16 protein-coding genes and 2 tRNA genes are annotated in these 16,583 nt (G+C 37.2%); 16 read left to right on the forward strand and 2 right to left on the reverse strand.

Features of this window, described 5'->3' with window-relative positions; all coding sequences use genetic code 11:
• Positions 1–86: 86 nt before the first annotated feature.
• The 10 genes from nifE to D7D81_RS06130 all read left to right on the forward strand — a co-directional run bounded on the left by nifE (position 87) and on the right by D7D81_RS06130 (position 9,030).
• Positions 87–1,448: a nitrogenase iron-molybdenum cofactor biosynthesis protein NifE gene (gene nifE / locus D7D81_RS06085; RefSeq protein WP_125988278.1), complete on the forward strand. Its 1,362-nt coding sequence runs from the start codon at positions 87–89 to the stop codon at positions 1,446–1,448.
• The gene (locus D7D81_RS06090) at positions 1,441–2,838 is read left to right on the forward strand and encodes a nitrogenase component 1 (RefSeq protein WP_125988280.1); all 1,398 of its coding nucleotides are present in this window, start codon (positions 1,441–1,443) and stop codon (positions 2,836–2,838) included. The genes nifE and D7D81_RS06090 overlap by 8 nt, the downstream gene beginning before the upstream one ends.
• Complete coding sequence (nifB, locus tag D7D81_RS06095) at positions 2,825–3,706, forward strand: nitrogenase cofactor biosynthesis protein NifB (RefSeq protein ID WP_125988282.1); 882 nt, start codon at positions 2,825–2,827, stop codon at positions 3,704–3,706. The genes D7D81_RS06090 and nifB overlap by 14 nt, the downstream gene beginning before the upstream one ends.
• Positions 3,703–4,011 (forward strand): 2Fe-2S ferredoxin, encoded by a 309-nt coding sequence (locus D7D81_RS06100; RefSeq protein WP_125988284.1) that lies wholly within the window; start codon positions 3,703–3,705, stop codon positions 4,009–4,011. The genes nifB and D7D81_RS06100 overlap by 4 nt, the downstream gene beginning before the upstream one ends.
• A 60-nt stretch (positions 4,012–4,071) precedes the next feature.
• Positions 4,072–4,851 (forward strand): molybdate ABC transporter substrate-binding protein, encoded by a 780-nt coding sequence (gene modA / locus D7D81_RS06105; RefSeq protein ID WP_125988286.1) that lies wholly within the window; start codon positions 4,072–4,074, stop codon positions 4,849–4,851.
• Positions 4,852–4,937: 86 nt separating this feature from the next.
• Positions 4,938–5,744, forward strand: a complete 807-nt coding sequence (locus D7D81_RS06110) for an ABC transporter permease (protein WP_125988288.1) — start codon at positions 4,938–4,940, stop codon at positions 5,742–5,744.
• The gene (locus D7D81_RS06115; RefSeq protein ID WP_286170272.1) at positions 5,744–6,427 is read left to right on the forward strand and encodes an ATP-binding cassette domain-containing protein; all 684 of its coding nucleotides are present in this window, start codon (positions 5,744–5,746) and stop codon (positions 6,425–6,427) included. The genes D7D81_RS06110 and D7D81_RS06115 overlap by 1 nt, the downstream gene beginning before the upstream one ends.
• Positions 6,428–6,438: 11 nt before the next feature.
• Entirely contained in the window at positions 6,439–7,497 is a 1,059-nt protein-coding gene (gene nifV, locus D7D81_RS06120) for a homocitrate synthase (protein WP_125988290.1), read from the forward strand.
• Positions 7,498–7,530: 33 nt separating this feature from the next.
• Positions 7,531–8,283 (forward strand): Rossmann-like domain-containing protein, encoded by a 753-nt coding sequence (locus D7D81_RS06125; protein ID WP_125991961.1) that lies wholly within the window; start codon positions 7,531–7,533, stop codon positions 8,281–8,283.
• A gap of 51 nt (positions 8,284–8,334) precedes the next feature.
• Complete coding sequence (locus D7D81_RS06130) at positions 8,335–9,030, forward strand: GntR family transcriptional regulator (protein ID WP_125988292.1); 696 nt, start codon at positions 8,335–8,337, stop codon at positions 9,028–9,030.
• A gap of 65 nt (positions 9,031–9,095) precedes the next feature.
• Here the strand turns inward: D7D81_RS06130 and D7D81_RS06135 are convergent, their stop codons facing one another.
• The gene (locus D7D81_RS06135) at positions 9,096–9,743 is read right to left on the reverse strand and encodes a peroxiredoxin (protein ID WP_125988294.1); all 648 of its coding nucleotides are present in this window, start codon (positions 9,741–9,743) and stop codon (positions 9,096–9,098) included.
• A 457-nt stretch (positions 9,744–10,200) separates the two neighbouring features.
• Here D7D81_RS06135 and D7D81_RS06140 point away from each other — a divergent pair.
• From D7D81_RS06140 to D7D81_RS06165, 6 genes are all read left to right on the forward strand, one after another.
• A tRNA-Glu gene (locus D7D81_RS06140) sits at positions 10,201–10,276 on the forward strand.
• Between the two features lie 76 nt (positions 10,277–10,352).
• Positions 10,353–10,429: transfer RNA gene (locus tag D7D81_RS06145), tRNA-Asp, on the forward strand.
• Positions 10,430–10,915: 486 nt separating this feature from the next.
• On the forward strand, positions 10,916–11,932 hold the full coding sequence (locus D7D81_RS06150; RefSeq protein ID WP_125988296.1) for a DUF5692 family protein: 1,017 nt from the start codon (positions 10,916–10,918) through the stop codon (positions 11,930–11,932).
• A gap of 122 nt (positions 11,933–12,054) precedes the next feature.
• Positions 12,055–12,726: a hydrogenase nickel incorporation protein HypB gene (gene hypB, locus D7D81_RS06155; protein WP_125988298.1), complete on the forward strand. Its 672-nt coding sequence runs from the start codon at positions 12,055–12,057 to the stop codon at positions 12,724–12,726.
• Between the two features lie 36 nt (positions 12,727–12,762).
• Positions 12,763–15,462 carry an FAD-dependent oxidoreductase gene (locus D7D81_RS06160; protein WP_125988300.1) on the forward strand — a complete coding sequence of 900 codons (2,700 nt, stop codon included), beginning with the start codon at positions 12,763–12,765 and terminating at the stop codon, positions 15,460–15,462.
• 75 nt (positions 15,463–15,537) lie between these two features.
• The gene (locus tag D7D81_RS06165; protein WP_125988302.1) at positions 15,538–15,879 is read left to right on the forward strand and encodes a hydrogenase maturation nickel metallochaperone HypA/HybF; all 342 of its coding nucleotides are present in this window, start codon (positions 15,538–15,540) and stop codon (positions 15,877–15,879) included.
• A 239-nt stretch (positions 15,880–16,118) separates the two neighbouring features.
• Here the strand turns inward: D7D81_RS06165 and D7D81_RS06170 are convergent, their stop codons facing one another.
• A complete protein-coding gene (locus tag D7D81_RS06170) occupies positions 16,119–16,544 on the reverse strand; it encodes a ferritin-like domain-containing protein (RefSeq protein ID WP_125988303.1) in 426 nt (141 codons plus the stop codon).
• Positions 16,545–16,583 lie beyond the last annotated feature (39 nt).

Raw genomic sequence — 16,583 nt, forward strand, 5'->3', positions numbered from 1 at the left:
CATCTAAATCAATAATATCTATATAGGTTTTTAATCAAATAGGCTTTATCCTTGTTTTTATTAAGATATAAGGTGGTGAGTTTAAAATGATTCGGTCTTCTAGTATAAAAGCACTTGAAGAGAGAAAAGGCTTTATTATGACCAATGAAAAAACGGCAGAAAAGGATATTAAGTGTAATGAGGATAGCCTGGCTGGTGTTGTCAGTCAAAGGGCCTGTGTTTATTCAGGAGCCAGGGTGGTTTTAAATCCTATTACAGATGCCTATCATCTTGTTCATGGACCGATTGGCTGTGCCAGTTATACCTGGGATATCAGGGGTAGTTTAAGTAGTGGGGCAGAGGTTTACCGTAATAGCTTTTCGACTGATTTAGGGGAAAAAGATATTATCTTTGGTGGTGAGTGTAAACTGAGTCTGGCGATTAAAGAACTGGCAGAAAGATATCAGCCAGAATTAATTTTTGTATATTCTACCTGTGTTGTCGGGGTAATTGGTGATGACCTGTCAGCTGTTTGTAAGTCTGCTGAAAGGGAATATGGTATTAGGGTGATCCCGGTGCAGTCTACAGGTTTTGCTGGTAATAAGATAAGTGGTTATAGGGCAGCCTGTGATGCCTTAATGGACTTAATTAAAGAAAATAATAATCCTGCTGAGGAAAAAGAGGGTATTAATATTCTCGGTGATTATAATCTGGCAGCAGAGATGTGGATCCTGCAGGCTTATTTCCAGCAATTAGGTATTAAAGTAGTAGCGAAGTTTACCGGTGACTCTAGTTACCAGGAGATAAAGAAGGCGGCTAAGGCCAAGCTAAATATTGTGCAATGTGCCGGGTCAATGGGTTATCTGGGTAAAGAAATGGAAAAGGAATTTGGAATTCCTTTTATTAAGGTTAGTTTTTTTGGAATAAAGGATACTATTGATTCTTTAAGGAAGATAGCAGATTTTTTAGGTGATAGACAGCTCAAGGATAGGGTTGAGAAATTTGTAAGGAAAAAAAGTGTTAAAGTTAAGCAGGAACTGGAGTTTTACCGGCAGAGGCTTAAAGGGAGCCGGGCTGCTATCTATGTTGGTGGGGGATTTAAGGCTATCTCTTTGATTAAACAGTTTAATGACCTGGGTATAGAAACAGTCATGGTAGGAACTCAGACCGGTAAAAAAGAGGAATATAGGGAAATGAAGGAGTTAAGCAAAGAAGGGACTGTTATCCTTGATGATGCTAATCCATCTGAACTGGAGAATTTCATGAAGGAAAGAGGTGCAGATATTCTGGTTGGTGGGGTTAAAGATAGGGCCCTGGCCTATAAAATGGGGATAGCATTTTGTGACCATAATCATGAGAGGAAACACCCGCTCTCTGGATTTGAAGGGGTAATTAATTTTGCTAAAGAACTTGATATGACAATCAACAGCCCTGTCTGGCAGCTGCTAAGGAGTGATATTAATGATTAATAAAAATTTACAGAGCATAAATGTTAATCCCTGTAAGATGTGTATGCCGATGGGGGCGGCTTTAGCCTTTAAGGGTATTGAGAATTCCATGGTCTTAATGCATGGTTCCCAGGGGTGTAGTACTTATATCCGGCGTCATATATCAACTCATTTTAATGAACCAATTGATATTGCCTCTTCATCTTTAAATGAAAAAGGAACTGTTTATGGTGGGGAAGAGAACCTTAAAAAGGGTTTAAAGAACCTGCTTAAATTATATCAACCTGGTGTTATAGGGGTTATTACAACCTGTCTGGCTGAAACAATTGGGGAAGATATTGTTAGGATGGTTGCAGAATTTAAAAGGGAAGAAGAGATTAATGATCTGGCTATGATTCCAGTTGCTACACCGGGTTATGGTGGTTCTCAATATGAGGGATATTATTTAACCTTAAGAAGAATAGTTGAAGAGCTGGCTACATCTCAATCCAAGCAATCCAGCCCTAAAATAAATATTATTACCGGGAATTTGACACCTGCTGATATCAGGAAGATTAAGAGGATACTGAACTTATTTGATTTTAATTATACTTTACTACCAGATCTATCAGAGACCTGTGATGCCCCTTTTTCGGCTGACTATAAGAAAATAGCTAGGGGGGGCACCACCATTAAGGATATAGAGGAAATGGGAACAGCAGTAGCTAGTATTGAATTTGGTTTTTTAGTTGATGATAATCTATCCCCTGCCAGGTTTTTGGAAAAAGAATTTGCTGTTCCTTTATATAGATTACCCCTTCCTATTGGGTTGAAAAATGTTGATAGTTTTATAAATTTACTCTCCCGTCTAGCAAAGAAGGATATTCCTACTGAGATAATGGTTGAGAGGGGAAGGATGTTGGATGGGATGATTGATTCCCATAAATATAATGCTGAGGGAAGGGCAGCAATTTTTGGGGAGCCGGACCTGGTCTATGCCCTTACTGCTTTATGTGCTGAAAATGGTATTTTTCCAGCAGTTGTTGCTACAGGGACTAAAATACCGGACCTGGAAAAGAAGATTTCTAAGTTGACTGATAATTTTACTGAAGAACCGATAATAATCCATCAGGCAGATTTTGCTGTTATTAGAAAACATGTTCAGCAGCAGGGGGTTAATTTGTTAATTGGACATTCTGATGGAAATTTTATAACTGAGAAGGATGATATACCACTGGTAAGGACCGGATTTCCTATCCATGACCGGATAGGTGCCCAGAGAGAACTCTCTGTTGTTTATGAGGGTTCAATGAGATTGTTGGATAAGATTACTAATACTATTTTACAAGCAAAGCATAATTCTTACAGGCAGGATTTATTTGAGCGCTATTATTTGCCTGTCAAAGGAGGTGGCAAACATGTTTTTGGATAGGGCTGTTAAAACAAAAAAACACCCCTGTTTTAGCAAATCAGCTCATAATTATGCCCGGATGCATATCCCTGTTGCACCGGTCTGTAATATTAGCTGTAATTATTGTAATAGGAAATATGACTGTGTTAATGAGAGTAGACCAGGGGTGACCAGTGAGGTTCTCAGCCCTGAAGAGGCCCTGGCTAAATTTCGCATAGTAAAAGAAAAAATGCCGGAGTTAAGTGTAGTAGGTGTAGCCGGCCCTGGTGATTCACTGGCCAATTTTCCTGAAACCAAAAAGTCCATTCAGTTAATACAGGCAGAAAGCCCTGACATGGTATTTTGCTTATCTACCAACGGCTTAATGTTGCCTGAATACCAGGAGGATATTTTGCAGCTAGGTATCAGCCATCTAACTATTACTATCAATGCAGTTAACCCCCGGATTGGGGCTAAGATTTATGCTCAGGTTAACTACCAGGGAGTGTCTCTATCTGGTGAAGAAGGTGCTACACTATTACTTGATAGACAGTTGAAAGGCCTGGAGTATTTGTCAGCCAGGGGTATAGTATGTAAGGTAAATATTCTTCTACTTAAAGGGATCAATGACAGTCATCTTGAGGAAGTCGTACAGGTGGTCAAAAAGCATGGTGCTTATATGACTAATATAATGCCTTTGATACCTGTTAAAGGCACTAGATTTGAAGATTTACCATTAAGTGATGGCAAAGAGTTAAATAATTTCAGAAAGAAATGTTCTGTACACTTAAAACAGATGTACCATTGTCAGCAGTGCCGGTCAGATGCAGTAGGCTGTCTGGGGCGTGACCGTTCACTGGAGTTTATTAGTGATAATTATATTAAGGAAAGGGAAGTGAGTTCTATATGAATAAACCTAAACATCATGTTTTTGTATGTTCCAGTTCCAGAATTACTGGTCAGCAGAGGGGTTATTGTGTTAAAAATGATTCTGTAGAAATAATACAGCGGTTTATGATGGGAATAGAAGAGGAAGATTTGACTGGTGATGTTATGGTTACCAATACAGGTTGTTTGGGTATTTGTGATAAAGGGCCGATTGTAATCATTTACCCTGAAGGGGTCTGGTATGGTAGTGTAAGCCCTGATGATGTTGCAGAGATTATTCAATCACATCTTGTAGGGGGTAAGGTGGTCGAGAGCTTGAAAATTTAATAATTATATTAAGGAAAGGGAAGTGGGGGTGAGGTTATAAATTTGTCAGAGGTGGTTAGTATGAATAGTTTAAAGAAGTGTGTTATTAGTCTTGTTTTATTAGCTTTGATCTTAATTTCTCTTACGGGCAATATTTATGCTGGTGATGGACTTTTCATTTATTGTGGGGCAGGTTTAAGGAAACCAATGGAGGAAACAGCTGAACTGTTTACTGATCAATATGGAACAACTATTGATTTCCAATATAATGGTTCTGGTGCTCTGTTAAACCAGTTAATGATGTCCAGAACTGGTGATATTTATATGCCGGGTGATGTCTGGTTTATTAATGAACTTAAGGGTTCGGGTGATGAAGAGGAAAATTATATAATTAAGGATTTGCCAGTTGCTTTTCATACTCCTGTAATTGTCACCCCCAAAGGTAATCCAGCTGGAATTAGGAATATATCTGACCTTATTAAACCAGGTGTCAGTGTAATCCTGGGGGATGAAAATATAGCAATAGGTCGTATTACAGCTAAAATCTCTAAAAATATTGAGACCTATGAACAGCTTCAAGATAATGTAATTGCTCGGATGGGGACTGTTAACCAGGTAGCCCTGGCCTTGAGTATGAAACAGGCTGATGCAGGGATTATCTGGAGGGCTAACTATATTGACCTGGCTGATAGACTTGATTTGATTGAAATTGATGAAGAAATTAATGTAGTTAAAGAAATATATATAGCTGTACTGAAATTTTCTCAAAACAAAGCTAGGGCCTCTCAGTTTCTGGATTTTGTGGTCTCAGAGGGTAAGGATGTCTTTGCTAAATATGGGTACAGGATTATTAAAGACTAGAGAGTTTGAAAGTCGTAAGGGGTAGTAGTTTAATGACTTTGAGATTTAATTACTAAAGAAAGTTCAGCTTAACTGGGGTGAATATAATGAAATATAACCTTTTTAAAATATTGGTTTTTTCCGTTTTTACTATCTTTATTATTTTTCTGCTCTCTGTCTTATTTACCCCTATTATTTATAATAAGGGGCAGGCTTTATTATCTATTATCCATAATAAGGAGGTATATTTTGCCCTTTCATTAAGTTTAATTTCTTCACTGATTTCTATTACAATTGCTACTATTATTGGTCTGCCAGTGGCTTATGTCCTGGCCAGGTATGATTTTAAAGGTAAAAAGTTATTTGATGTACTGGTAGACCTGCCTATTATTTTACCACCACTGGTTACTGGGATGAGTTTATTAATTCTCTTAGGTCCAGTATTAGGAAACTGGCTGGGTAAACTGGGTTTAAATTTTGTTTTCACCCCCTTAGGGATTATCATGGCTCAGCTAGTAGTAGCGGCACCCTTTGCTATTCGGAGTTTTAAGACTGCTTTTGCTGGGATTGATCCGACCTTTGAAAAAGCAGCTATGACCCTGGGAGACCACCATTTTATGGTTTTCAGAAGGATTACTTTACCGCTGGCTAAAAATGGTATTATAACTGGTATTACCATGGCCTGGGCCAGGGCAGTGGGGGAATTTGGTGCTACAGTGATGCTGGCAGGTGCGACCCGTTTTAAAACAGAAACTCTGCCTATTGCTATCTACTTAAATATTGCTACAGGTAATATTGATCTGGCCATTGCTATAGCCTTAATAATGATCATATTTTCTATAATAGTATTGACTGTAATAAAAATCTTTGATAAGGATTTGTATAATTACTATGAAAAGGAACGGGGTGGTTAATGATGACAGTTTTAGAAATTGATTTGCATAAAAAACTGGGGGGTATTCAACTCTGTCAAAAATTTGAACTGGGAAATGAAATTTTGATCTTATTTGGTCCTTCCGGTTCTGGTAAGACGATATTGCTAGATTGTATTGCCGGACTTAAATCCCCGGACAGGGGGGAAATTAAATTGAATGATCAATACCTCTTTTCCGACCAAAGGGGGATTAATCTGCCGGCTTTTAAACGAAAAATAGCCTATGTATTTCAGAATTATGCCTTGTTTCCCCACCTGACAGTTGAGGAAAATGTTATGTACAGTCTTATGGGGGATAGACAGGCAGAGAAATCCAGGTTTAGTATAAAAAAGGTATTGGATTTGTGTCAGATAAATCATCTGCAGGAACGTTTACCAGAACAGTTATCAGGTGGAGAAAAACAGCGTGTAGCTTTGGCCAGGGCTTTAATGAGTGAACCAGATCTCTTATTACTTGATGAACCCTTATCTTCGCTAGATCAAGAATTGAGTTTGCGTCTTCAGGAAGAAATAAGGCTTATGCAGCAGGAATGGATGATTCCCTTCATCTATGTAACCCATAATCAGCAAGAAGTAGAGTATCTTGGTGATAAGTTATTATATATTAATAGGGCCTGGACTGATTTATGTGATTGCCATGATTATAAAGTTGCCCAAACATAGGGGGTGTAAAAATGCAGGATGTATATTTTCTTGATACAACATTACGGGATGGTGAGCAGACAGCTGGTGTGGCTTTTTCCAGGGAAGAAAAAATACTGATCGCTAAAAAACTGGCCGGGGCAGGTGTGGATGTGATTGAGGCTGGTATACCTGTTATGGGAGAGGAGGAAATCAGTGTTTTATCTGAGATAAAGCAATTAAAACTGCCGGTAGAAATCCTGACCTGGAATAGAATGAAGATTAAAGATATAGTTTGTTCTATCAGCTGTGGAATTAAAAACCTGCATATTTCAGCACCAGTCTCTGACCTTCATATTAATCGCAAACTAAAAAAAGATAGGAAGTGGGTACTGGAGCAAATATATAGGCTTGTATCTTATGCTGTTGCCAGAGGGTGTAAAGTCTCTGTTGGGGCAGAAGATGCCTCTCGGGCAGATCTGTCCTATTTACTTAGTTTTTTTCAGCAAGCTCAGCAGGCAGGGGCCAGTAGATTGAGATATGCTGATACTGTTGGTGCACTCGACCCCTTTACTGTTTACGAAAATATTTCTAAGATAAAAAAAGAATTTGAGTTGCCAGTAGATTTCCATGGGCATAATGACCTTGGTATGGCTACAGCTAATGCCCTGGCTGCTTATAAAGCAGGGGCTAAATATATTAGCTGTACTGTCAATGGACTGGGGGAAAGGGCTGGGAATACTGCCCTGGAAGAGATTGTTGTAGCTTTAAAATACCTTCAGGGCTGTAAGATCAGATTTGATATAAAGAAATTAATGGAATTGTCAAAAATAGTGGAAAAGGCCTCAGGGAGGAAAGTGGCTGCTGGGAAGGCAATAGTCGGTCAAAGGGTATTTTCACATGAATCTGGTATTCATGTGGATGGTCTGTTAAAAGATGAAAAAACCTATGAAATAATCCCACCGGAAGATTTGGGAAGGGTAAAAGAGTTTCTAATAGGTAAATCTTCAGGAACCAGTGCTATTATCTATCAGCATCAACAACAGGGGAAAAAAATTAAGCGGAAAGAGGCTTATTCAATCTTGAAAAATATTAGACAGAGTTATATATAATGATAAATAATTATTTGAAAGTAGTTGAGTAGTATGGGAATTTTAGCAAATGCCTGTAAAGAGTTTGAGAGGATTATTGTTGAGAATGAATTATGGAAGCAAAATGTAATAATTACTGCCAGGGGATTATCGGCAGAAGAAGTGATAGGTAACCCTGAGAGGGATGACTTTCCACTAAAACAGGGAAAAGAAGTGATGATACAGGCAGAATTTAACGGTAGTTATGGTCAGGCTTTTACAGACCATCCAGGCAATTTTCAGGGAACCCTGGATGATATCATGCAGCTGTCACTGGACAATAATTATCATAGGGCTTTACTGGTGGCAGGGATGAATGCTGTTTTGCGCGATCTGGAGCTTGCTTCCCGGACGGTCCACTGTAGGGATAAAGAACCAAGATACTGTGCTTCTGAAACTGCTGCTTTTATAAAAAGGGAATTAAGTGAAATAAAAAAGATAGGAATTATTGGTTATCAACCAGCTATTATTGAAGAATGCAGCAGAATTTTTTCTCCACAGAATCTGCTGGTAAGTGATTTAGACCAGGAGAGGATTGCTAGAAAAAAGTATGGTATTGAGATATGGGACGGCAGTAAAGATAATGAAAAATTGATTAACAGGGCTGACCTTATTTTATTTACTGGTTCTACGGTTGTTAATGGTACTATAGATGGTATTTTAGGAATTATTAGTTTTTATCTTAAACCCTACTTTGTCTTTGGTAATACTATTTCCGGTATTGCCAGTATGCTAGGATTGCCCCAGTTATGTTTTTACGGTCATTAAAGATTTATATAGTAGGGATTTTGACTATAAAATTATCAGGAGGGTTATCAGATGTCTATTAGAAAAAAACTTGATCTGCCTGCCATCGACTCATATAGTTATAAACCACTGTGGAAACAGGTTTATGAAGTTTTGAGGGAGGCTATCTTATTTGGGAAATTTAGGCCTGGGGAAAAAATAACTGAGCTTGAGTTGTGTCAGCAATTTAACGTAAGCCGCACCCCTGTCCGGGAGGCCATCCGTATGTTAGAATTAGAGGAATTTGTTTTGATTGTTCCCCAGCGTGGTGTCTTTGTTGCTGGAATCAAGTCTAAAAAAGAAATAAATGATATCTTCCAGGTTAGGGCGGAACTTGAAGGCCTGGCATCATATCTGACTGCAGAGCATATTACAGAAAAACAAATAAAAAAAATGAAAAAATTCACTGGGCAGCTTGAAGAACATATTGCCAGAGGTGAACTGGAAGACTGTATTAAAATTGACATTTCATTTCATGAAATAATCTATGAAAGCTGTGAAAATGAATGGCTGCAGAAATTCCTGGATAGTTTATTTGAACAGATAAGCCGCTTTCGTTCGGAAAGCATGTCACAGCGGGGACGTATGGAAGAGGTTCTAGTAGAGTATCAACAGCTTATAAAGGCCTTTGAAAAAAGAGATGCAGAATTTGCCAGAAAACTGGCTGTAGAACATATAAAATCAGCTCAAAAAAGTGTTTTATCAGTTTTCAAACATCAGTATGATTAATAATAAATACTTAAAGAACCCCACCTGGAATTATCAAGGTGGGGTTTTAGTATTTACTGTTCTAATTAAACTTCTTTATAGCAGAACCACCAATCAAAATTGTCATATTCATCTTTTCTTTTGCTGGCTGTTGCTACATCTGCAGCTGGTTCAATAATAACCTTGTCATTTATTAATTCGTTGTCAGGCCAGTTAGCAGGAATGGCAACTCCATTTTTATCTGCTAGCTGGAAACCTTTAATCATACGTACGATTTCATCCATATTACGACCTAATTCCTGTGGATAGTAAAGAATAGCCCTGATAGTACCCTTAGGGTCAACAATATATACTGCCCTGACAGTATTAGTACCCTTTCCTGGGTGTACCAGCCCCAATCTTTCGGCAACCTGGCCACGGTCATCAGCAATAATAGGGAATTTAATCTCCACATCTAAATTTTCTTTGATCCATTCAGTCCATTTAATGTGGGAGAATACCTGGTCAATACTTAAGCCGATTAGTTCTGTATCCAGCTCCTGAAATTGTTCAAACCTCTTCTGAAAGGCTACAAACTCGGTTGTGCAGACAGGTGTGAAATCAGCGGGATGGCTGAAGAGAATAAACCACTTTCCTTGATAATCTCCTGGTAAGTTTTTGCTCCCCTGTGTTGTAGTTACTTCCATTTCTGGAAAAGCGTCTCCAATTAACGGCATTTGTTTTTTTTCTTCCATATGTAATCCTCTCCTTATTCTTTATTAGTAATAGTTATTAATATTAGTATAGAATAAATTTCTGGATTTGTCAAGTGGAAATTTAAAAATATATTTTATCATTTTGAATTAATAACTTTGAAGACCGACAAATATATTTACTTCCCTTGTCGTGCACTACGGCGTCCTGCCTTCGTTTACTGTCGAGAAATTGTCTTTCGGCGTCCATGCCTCCAGACAATTTCTAGAGTCGTCCAGTAAATATATTGGTCTGGTTTATGAAGTAGTTAACTTTGAATAAAAAGTGGTTTTAAGAAAATACTAATAATTGTTGATTAAGTCTGGATAGCGCTAGGGCACTTTGTTCTTCTAAGTAAATTTGTAAAGTTAGTGTAAAATAACACTTGACAGTTATCTAGATATATTGTAATATAATAGAGCACAGGAATTAGTTGATGTAGTTTCTGTCTGCTGATAGGCCCTCATCGTCTAGGGGTCCAGGACACCAGGTTCTCATCCTGGCGGCAGGGGTTCGAATCCCCTTGAGGGTACCAGAAAAGAGGTAGGAGGTAAGGGGTCAGAGCTAGGAGAGTTTCTTATTTCTGACATCTGACAGCCTACTTCCAATATGGAGGCGTAGCGTAGTGGTTTATCGCGCCGGCCTGTCACGCCGGAGATCGTGGGTTCAAATCCCATCGCCTTCGCCAATCAATCTAAAAAAAAGTCCTTTTAATTCTTTTAAGAATTAAAAGGACTTTTTTTATTTTTTAGAGTGTGTTTCTAATATAGGGGTGAGTAACGAATCTTCAAAGCCTAAAAAGTAATATTTGTTAATTTAAAGGATAAATTTACAAATAAACAAATAATTTTGCAGGAAAAAAAGAGATTGCCGTGAAGTATATAGTAAATTAGCAATATATGAAAGAGGAAGAGATGATTACTAAAAAATGTAATGAATATACATTGAGAATAGTGCTCTGGGTAATGCTTATCATGGTGGTTATTCTAAGAAGGAATAAACAGTCGATTTTTTATATGTAAGTATAATTATGCAGGAGATGAATGACAAAGTTGATAAGGTTGGAGAGGGGATTTAGAACTAATTGGTCTGGCATAAGTCGTTAATTAAATGATTGTGAAAAAATTAATTTGCAACTATAAGGGTGGATATTTTTACTAGGAGGGAATTATGTATGTTCACATTTAATTATGCTGAGGGAGCAACCATATTTTCAGCTTGGGGGATGTGGTTAATTGTTTTTGTTGCTTTGTTCTTATTTAACGAATTTTCAAGAAGATCAAAAATAGGAGCGCTTATTAGTTTTATAATCTTACCAGCATTTCTATCTGTACTTTGGTTTACAGTATTGAAGGAGAAAACTTATACTGATTGGTTTCATTTAGCAAAAGTCTATTCCGCTATTGCAGGATGTATAGTTTTTTGGTTTATAAGACATTATGAGAAAAAAGATAAAGTTACAGGAGAAGTTCGATGGCGTCTTTCTGAAAAAAAATTAGTGCTTATTTTTCCACCATTAATTCTAGCTATTAATATTATAGAAGCCATAACTCGTGATTTCCAAATTGGTAATCTTGGACTTATGAAAGAGTTGTTTGAAGGAGAAATCATGATGAGTGGCCTATGGAATTACATGAATGGTATTGCAGGAATACTTAGTACTATAACTATAACTGGATGGTTTGGAATTGTCATTAGAAAGAAAACTAAAAAAGATAAAAGTATGGATATGCTATGGCCTGATATGTTGTGGTTTTGGATAATTGCTTATAGTTTATGGAATTTCGCATATACATATAATTGTTTACCAGGACATTCATGGTATTGCGGTTTTGCATTATTATTGGCTCCAATTCTTTGTGCCTTTACATTAGGAAAAGGTGCATGGCTTCAACATAGGGCTCATACTTTAGCTATTTGGTGTATGTTTGCACAGAGTTTCCCAAATTTTTTAGATCAAGGGAAATACCAAGTAATGTCCACCTATAATCCAAGTATATATTTTGCTGTAAGTTTTATTGCACTAATTGCTAATATAGCTGTATTTGCATACATGGTCTATAAGGTTGTGACTACAAAGAGAAATCCATATCTTAGAGAACTATATATAGATTTATCTGGATGCCAAGAGGTAAAGTCTTTTGGTAAATCTTCAATACTTGATTTTACAACCCCACATCAATCAATTTAAAAGAAATATATGATAGAAAAAATAACTTAGATATTAATTGTCCTTGCCAAATAAAAGTGTTTGGAGGGGCTTTTTATGCTAGGTGAACCATTTATTATTAAATGGAAAGGTGGATCAAAAATATGAAAAAGTTTAAGGTTTTAGAGATTAAGGAAAGCGTATTTGAAGACAATAATCAACAGGCAGAGCTTTTAAGACAAGAGCTTAAAAAGAATAAAACATTTCTATTAAATTTAATGTCGTCTCCAGGTTCAGGAAAGACATGCACGGTTTTAAGGACTATTGAAGTATTGGGGAAAGAGATGAGTATTGGCGTTTTGGAAGCAGACATTGATTCAGATGTGGACGCCCATGCAGTCTATAAAGCCGGGGCAAAGGTTATCCAATTACATACAGGAGGTATGTGTCACTTAGATGCAGATATGACTAAACAAGGTTTAGAAGGATTGGGTATAGGGGATATTGATTGCGGTATTCTAGAAAATGTAGGCAATTTAGTGTGCCCAGCAGAATTTGATACTGGTGCTTCTAAAAATGCTATGATTTTAAGTGTGCCAGAGGGAGATGATAAGCCTTTAAAATATCCACTAATGTTCTCAAAAGTAGATATTTTATTAATTAATAAAATTGATACTCTAGATTATTTTGATTTTGATTTAGAAGCTGTAAAGGAAAGGGCAAAAAAATTAAACTCAAATATTGAGGTTATTCCCATATCTGCTAAAACGGGAGAGGGAATAGATGAGTGGAGCAACTGGCTTCGTGCAGAAGTAAAAAACTGGAAGGAAGTTTAAGAACATTATAGAGTCGGAAAATGGGAGGGATTATTTATGCCTAAAGAGAAGGTTTTACAGCTGGCCAATCATATTGGGCGTAAAAAGCATGGTTCAAAATCATCATATACCTATACAGACCCGGAATATATGATTTTAGAACCTGTTGTTACGGATGAAATGGCAGAAGTTGGCCTTTGCCTAGAATTTCGTAAACCTAAGAGTGCAGAAGTGGTTACGAAATTATGCGGCAAATCTGTAGAGGAAGCTGAAAAGCTACTATGGGAATTGGCTGTGGCAGGTGTTTGTTTTGTCGGTGAGAGGGATGGTGTAGATAAATACTGGCTTGATACTTGGGTTCCAGGTGTTATGGAGATGATGGTAAACAATAAGGAAAATGTTAAGAAATATCCCCAGATTGCAGAGGCCTTTGAGGCTTATGGAAAAGTGAGAGGCCCTCAGACAGCAGGAGTTTTTCCAGTAGGAACAGGACTTATGCGTGTTATTCCTATTGAAATGGCCATCGATGGTGAGACTAGAAAGGTATCCTATGAGGAGGTTTCTAAATATTTAAATGAAAATGAAATATTTTCAGTATCTGATTGTGCCTGTCGTACTGCTAGAGAAATTATGGGAGAAGGTTGTGGACATCTAAAGGAAGATATGTGTATCCAATTGGGACATGCAGCTGAATATTATATAAGAACTGGTAGAGGAAGACAGATTAATAGAGAAGAGGCTTTCGAAATCATTAAAAAAGCAGAGGAGAATGGTTTGATACACCAAATTCCTAATACAGATGGACCAGGAAAGACACATGCTATTTGTAATTGTTGTGGATGTAGTTGTTTGTCTTTAAGAACTGCAAGTATGTTTTTAAATAATGATATGATGCGTTCAAATTATGTTGCACAAATTGATAAAGATGAATGTGTAGCTTGTGGACAATGTGTTGAAGTATGTCCGGTCAATGCCCTTAAATTAGGGCAGAAGTTATGTGAAGAGGCACAGGTCATTGAAGAGAGGGTGGATTTACCAGCTAATTCGAAGTGGGGACCAGATAAATGGAATCCTGATTACCGAACCAATAGAAAAAATGTTTTAGATTCAGGAACAAGTCCCTGTATTACACAATGCCCAGCACATATTCCTGTTCAAGGCTATATCAAATTAGCTTCGCAAGGAAGGTATACTGAAGCTTTGGAATTGATTAAAAAGGAAAATCCTTTCCCAGCAGTATGTGGACGTATATGCCCTAGAACTTGTGAGTCTGTATGTACTAGAGGAAATATAGATGACCCAATTGCCATTGATGACATTAAAAAGTTCATTGCAGAACAGGATTTAAATGCTGATATCCGATATATACCTAAAAAGAGATATGACTATGGAAATAAAATTGCCATTGTTGGAGCTGGACCTTCAGGACTTTCCTGTGCATATTATTTAGCTATAGACGGCTATGATTTAACAGTATTTGAAAAGCAAAATGCACTAGGTGGTATGCTAACATTGGGGATTCCTTCTTACAGACTGGAAAAAGATGTGGTAAATGCAGAACTTGATATTTTAAAAGAATTAGGTGTTAAATTTAGGACTGGAGTAGAAGTAGGAAAGGATATTACCCTAGATGAATTGAGAGAACAAGGCTATGAAGCATTTTATCTTGCTATTGGCGCTCAAACAGGTAGAAAACTAGGTGTTGAGGGAGAAAATACAGAAGGAGTCATCTCAGGTATAGATTTTTTGTTAGATATAAATTTAGGAAAAGATGCAGATATGAAAGGAGATGTAGTAGTAATAGGAGGAGGTAATGTTGCAATAGATGTGGCAAGAACTGCTAATAGAGTTGGGGCTTTAAAGGTTGAAATGTATTGTCTAGAGAATAGAGAGGAAATGCCTGCCTTGGATGAGGAGATTGAAGAAGCCATCGCAGAGGATATTATTATCAATAATTCATGGGGTCCAAAGCGTATTCTTACAGAAAACGGCCATGTTGTAGGGATAGAGTTTAAAAGATGTACTTCAGTTTTTGATAAAAATAGAAGATTTAGCCCTAAATATGACGAAAATGAAACTAAGATTGTTAAAGCAGATAAGATATTGCTTTCTATTGGTCAAGCAATTGATTGGGGTGGATTATTAGACAGATCAAAAGCTGAATTAAATCCGAATAATACCATAAAAGTAGACCCTGTTACTTTACAGACAGGAGAGCCAGATATATTTATTGGTGGAGATGCAGCAACAGGACCTAAATTTGCAATAGATGCTATAGCATTAGGTAAAGAGGCTGCCATTTCAATACACCGATATGTACATCCTGGACAAGATTTACTCATTGGCAGAGATAGAAGGGAATTTAAGGCATTTGATAAAGGAAACCTGGATTTAGAAGGGTATGACCGTGTTTCAAGACAGAGAATCAAACCTGTAGATGGAACTAAAGCTAAAAAATCTTTTAAAGACTTACGTCCTACTTTAACAGAAGAGCAGGTGAGGAAAGAAACAGAGCGATGTTTAAACTGTGGTGCCACAGTTGTAGATGAATATATGTGTGTAGGATGCGGGGCATGTGTAAACAGATGTAAATTTGATGCTATATCCCTTGTAAAGAAATATGATGCCCAAGCGGTACCTTTTGAAAACTTAAAACTGGTAATTGTTAAAAATATAGTTGCACGTAAAGGTAGAATGGTTGCTCATAGTATTAAAAAGACTTTTAGTGTTTCACAAAAAGATAGGAAGGTTAAATGATGTTCTGTAACCAATATGGGCGGGAAATTAATACACCCTAGGTGTTTATCTCTAGCGAATAGAGGTGGTTTCTAGATGCATGAGTTAGGTATAATGTTTAATGTAGTAAAAAATGTGGAAAATTTCGCAAAGAAAAATGGTATTACAGTAATAGATACGTTGGTATTACAGATTGGAGAGCTATCCTCAGTAATACCAAGATATGCTAAAGTTTGTTATCCTGCTGCAGTAGAGGGGACTATGTTAGAAAATACTAAATTAGAAATTGAAATATTGCCTGGTAATTGTATCTGTAATAACTGCAGTAGAGTATTTAATTATCTTGAATATAAAGGAATTTGCCCAGGTTGTGAAAGCGAAGACTGGGAATTGCTAGGTGGTAGGGAATTTAATATTAAGGAGATTATCGCTTGTTAAGGAGTAGGTAATACCAAGAGAATTACAAGTAGAGAATATGTAAGAGAAACCAAAGTGTGAATTAGTAAATTAAATGATCCATAAAAAACATTTAATACCGTTGATTTAATCAGAATAAATTAGAAAAACTAATAATATTTTGCAGATTAAATGCAAAAAAAAATAGGGTAGCATGTATATAACAGGCTACCCTAGGGAGTGTATAATAATTATCTGAATCTAAAATGAAGCTCTCTTGACTAGGCAAAATATCTGTCAAGTATGCCCTGTAACATTTGGGCATGGCGGGCTTCATCGCGGGATGATTCATGGAAATAAGCGGCTGCTTGTTCTATGCCCAGTTCAGCTGCTTTATCTGCTGTTCCTTTTTTGCCTTTATTAGCCCCTTGCTCTCCTTTTAGCATATCTTCAATATTCTTCTTGGTGCTGCTAGATATTTTGCCGTTTAATTCGGCAAAATGGGAGGCATGTTCAGCCTCTTCCCAGGCAATTCTTTTTAATACCTCTGCAACTTCTGGATATCCCTCTCGCTGGGCCTGACGTGCCATAGCCAGGTATAGGCCTACCTCTTCAGTTTCACCGGTAAAGTTCATATTTACAGCCTCTTCAACAGCACTTCCTTTTGTAACTCCCATCTTTACCTCATTGTCAAATTTCAAATTCATAATCAATACCTCCTGTTTTTAGTAATAGTAAAAACTACC

It is taken from the genome of Halocella sp. SP3-1 (assembly GCF_003953885.1).
Classification (GTDB): domain Bacteria; phylum Bacillota; class Halanaerobiia; order Halanaerobiales; family DTU029; genus Iocasia; species Iocasia fonsfrigidae.

Coding starts and splice junctions, on each gene's coding strand:
- D7D81_RS06165 (WP_125988302.1), top strand. CDS start 15,538: ATGCATGAGTTAGGTATAATGTTTAATGTAGTAAAAAATGTGGAAAAT.
- D7D81_RS06100 (WP_125988284.1), top strand. CDS start 3,703: ATGAATAAACCTAAACATCATGTTTTTGTATGTTCCAGTTCCAGAATT.
- D7D81_RS06150 (WP_125988296.1), top strand. CDS start 10,916: ATGTTCACATTTAATTATGCTGAGGGAGCAACCATATTTTCAGCTTGG.
- nifV (WP_125988290.1), top strand. CDS start 6,439: ATGCAGGATGTATATTTTCTTGATACAACATTACGGGATGGTGAGCAG.
- D7D81_RS06090 (WP_125988280.1), top strand. CDS start 1,441: ATGATTAATAAAAATTTACAGAGCATAAATGTTAATCCCTGTAAGATG.
- D7D81_RS06130 (WP_125988292.1), top strand. CDS start 8,335: ATGTCTATTAGAAAAAAACTTGATCTGCCTGCCATCGACTCATATAGT.
- D7D81_RS06135 (WP_125988294.1), bottom strand. CDS start 9,743: ATGGAAGAAAAAAAACAAATGCCGTTAATTGGAGACGCTTTTCCAGAA.
- hypB (WP_125988298.1), top strand. CDS start 12,055: ATGAAAAAGTTTAAGGTTTTAGAGATTAAGGAAAGCGTATTTGAAGAC.
- modA (WP_125988286.1), top strand. CDS start 4,072: ATGAATAGTTTAAAGAAGTGTGTTATTAGTCTTGTTTTATTAGCTTTG.
- D7D81_RS06160 (WP_125988300.1), top strand. CDS start 12,763: ATGCCTAAAGAGAAGGTTTTACAGCTGGCCAATCATATTGGGCGTAAA.
- D7D81_RS06110 (WP_125988288.1), top strand. CDS start 4,938: ATGAAATATAACCTTTTTAAAATATTGGTTTTTTCCGTTTTTACTATC.
- nifB (WP_125988282.1), top strand. CDS start 2,825: ATGTTTTTGGATAGGGCTGTTAAAACAAAAAAACACCCCTGTTTTAGC.
- nifE (WP_125988278.1), top strand. CDS start 87: ATGATTCGGTCTTCTAGTATAAAAGCACTTGAAGAGAGAAAAGGCTTT.
- D7D81_RS06170 (WP_125988303.1), bottom strand. CDS start 16,544: ATGAATTTGAAATTTGACAATGAGGTAAAGATGGGAGTTACAAAAGGA.
- D7D81_RS06125 (WP_125991961.1), top strand. CDS start 7,531: ATGGGAATTTTAGCAAATGCCTGTAAAGAGTTTGAGAGGATTATTGTT.
- D7D81_RS06115 (WP_286170272.1), top strand. CDS start 5,744: ATGATGACAGTTTTAGAAATTGATTTGCATAAAAAACTGGGGGGTATT.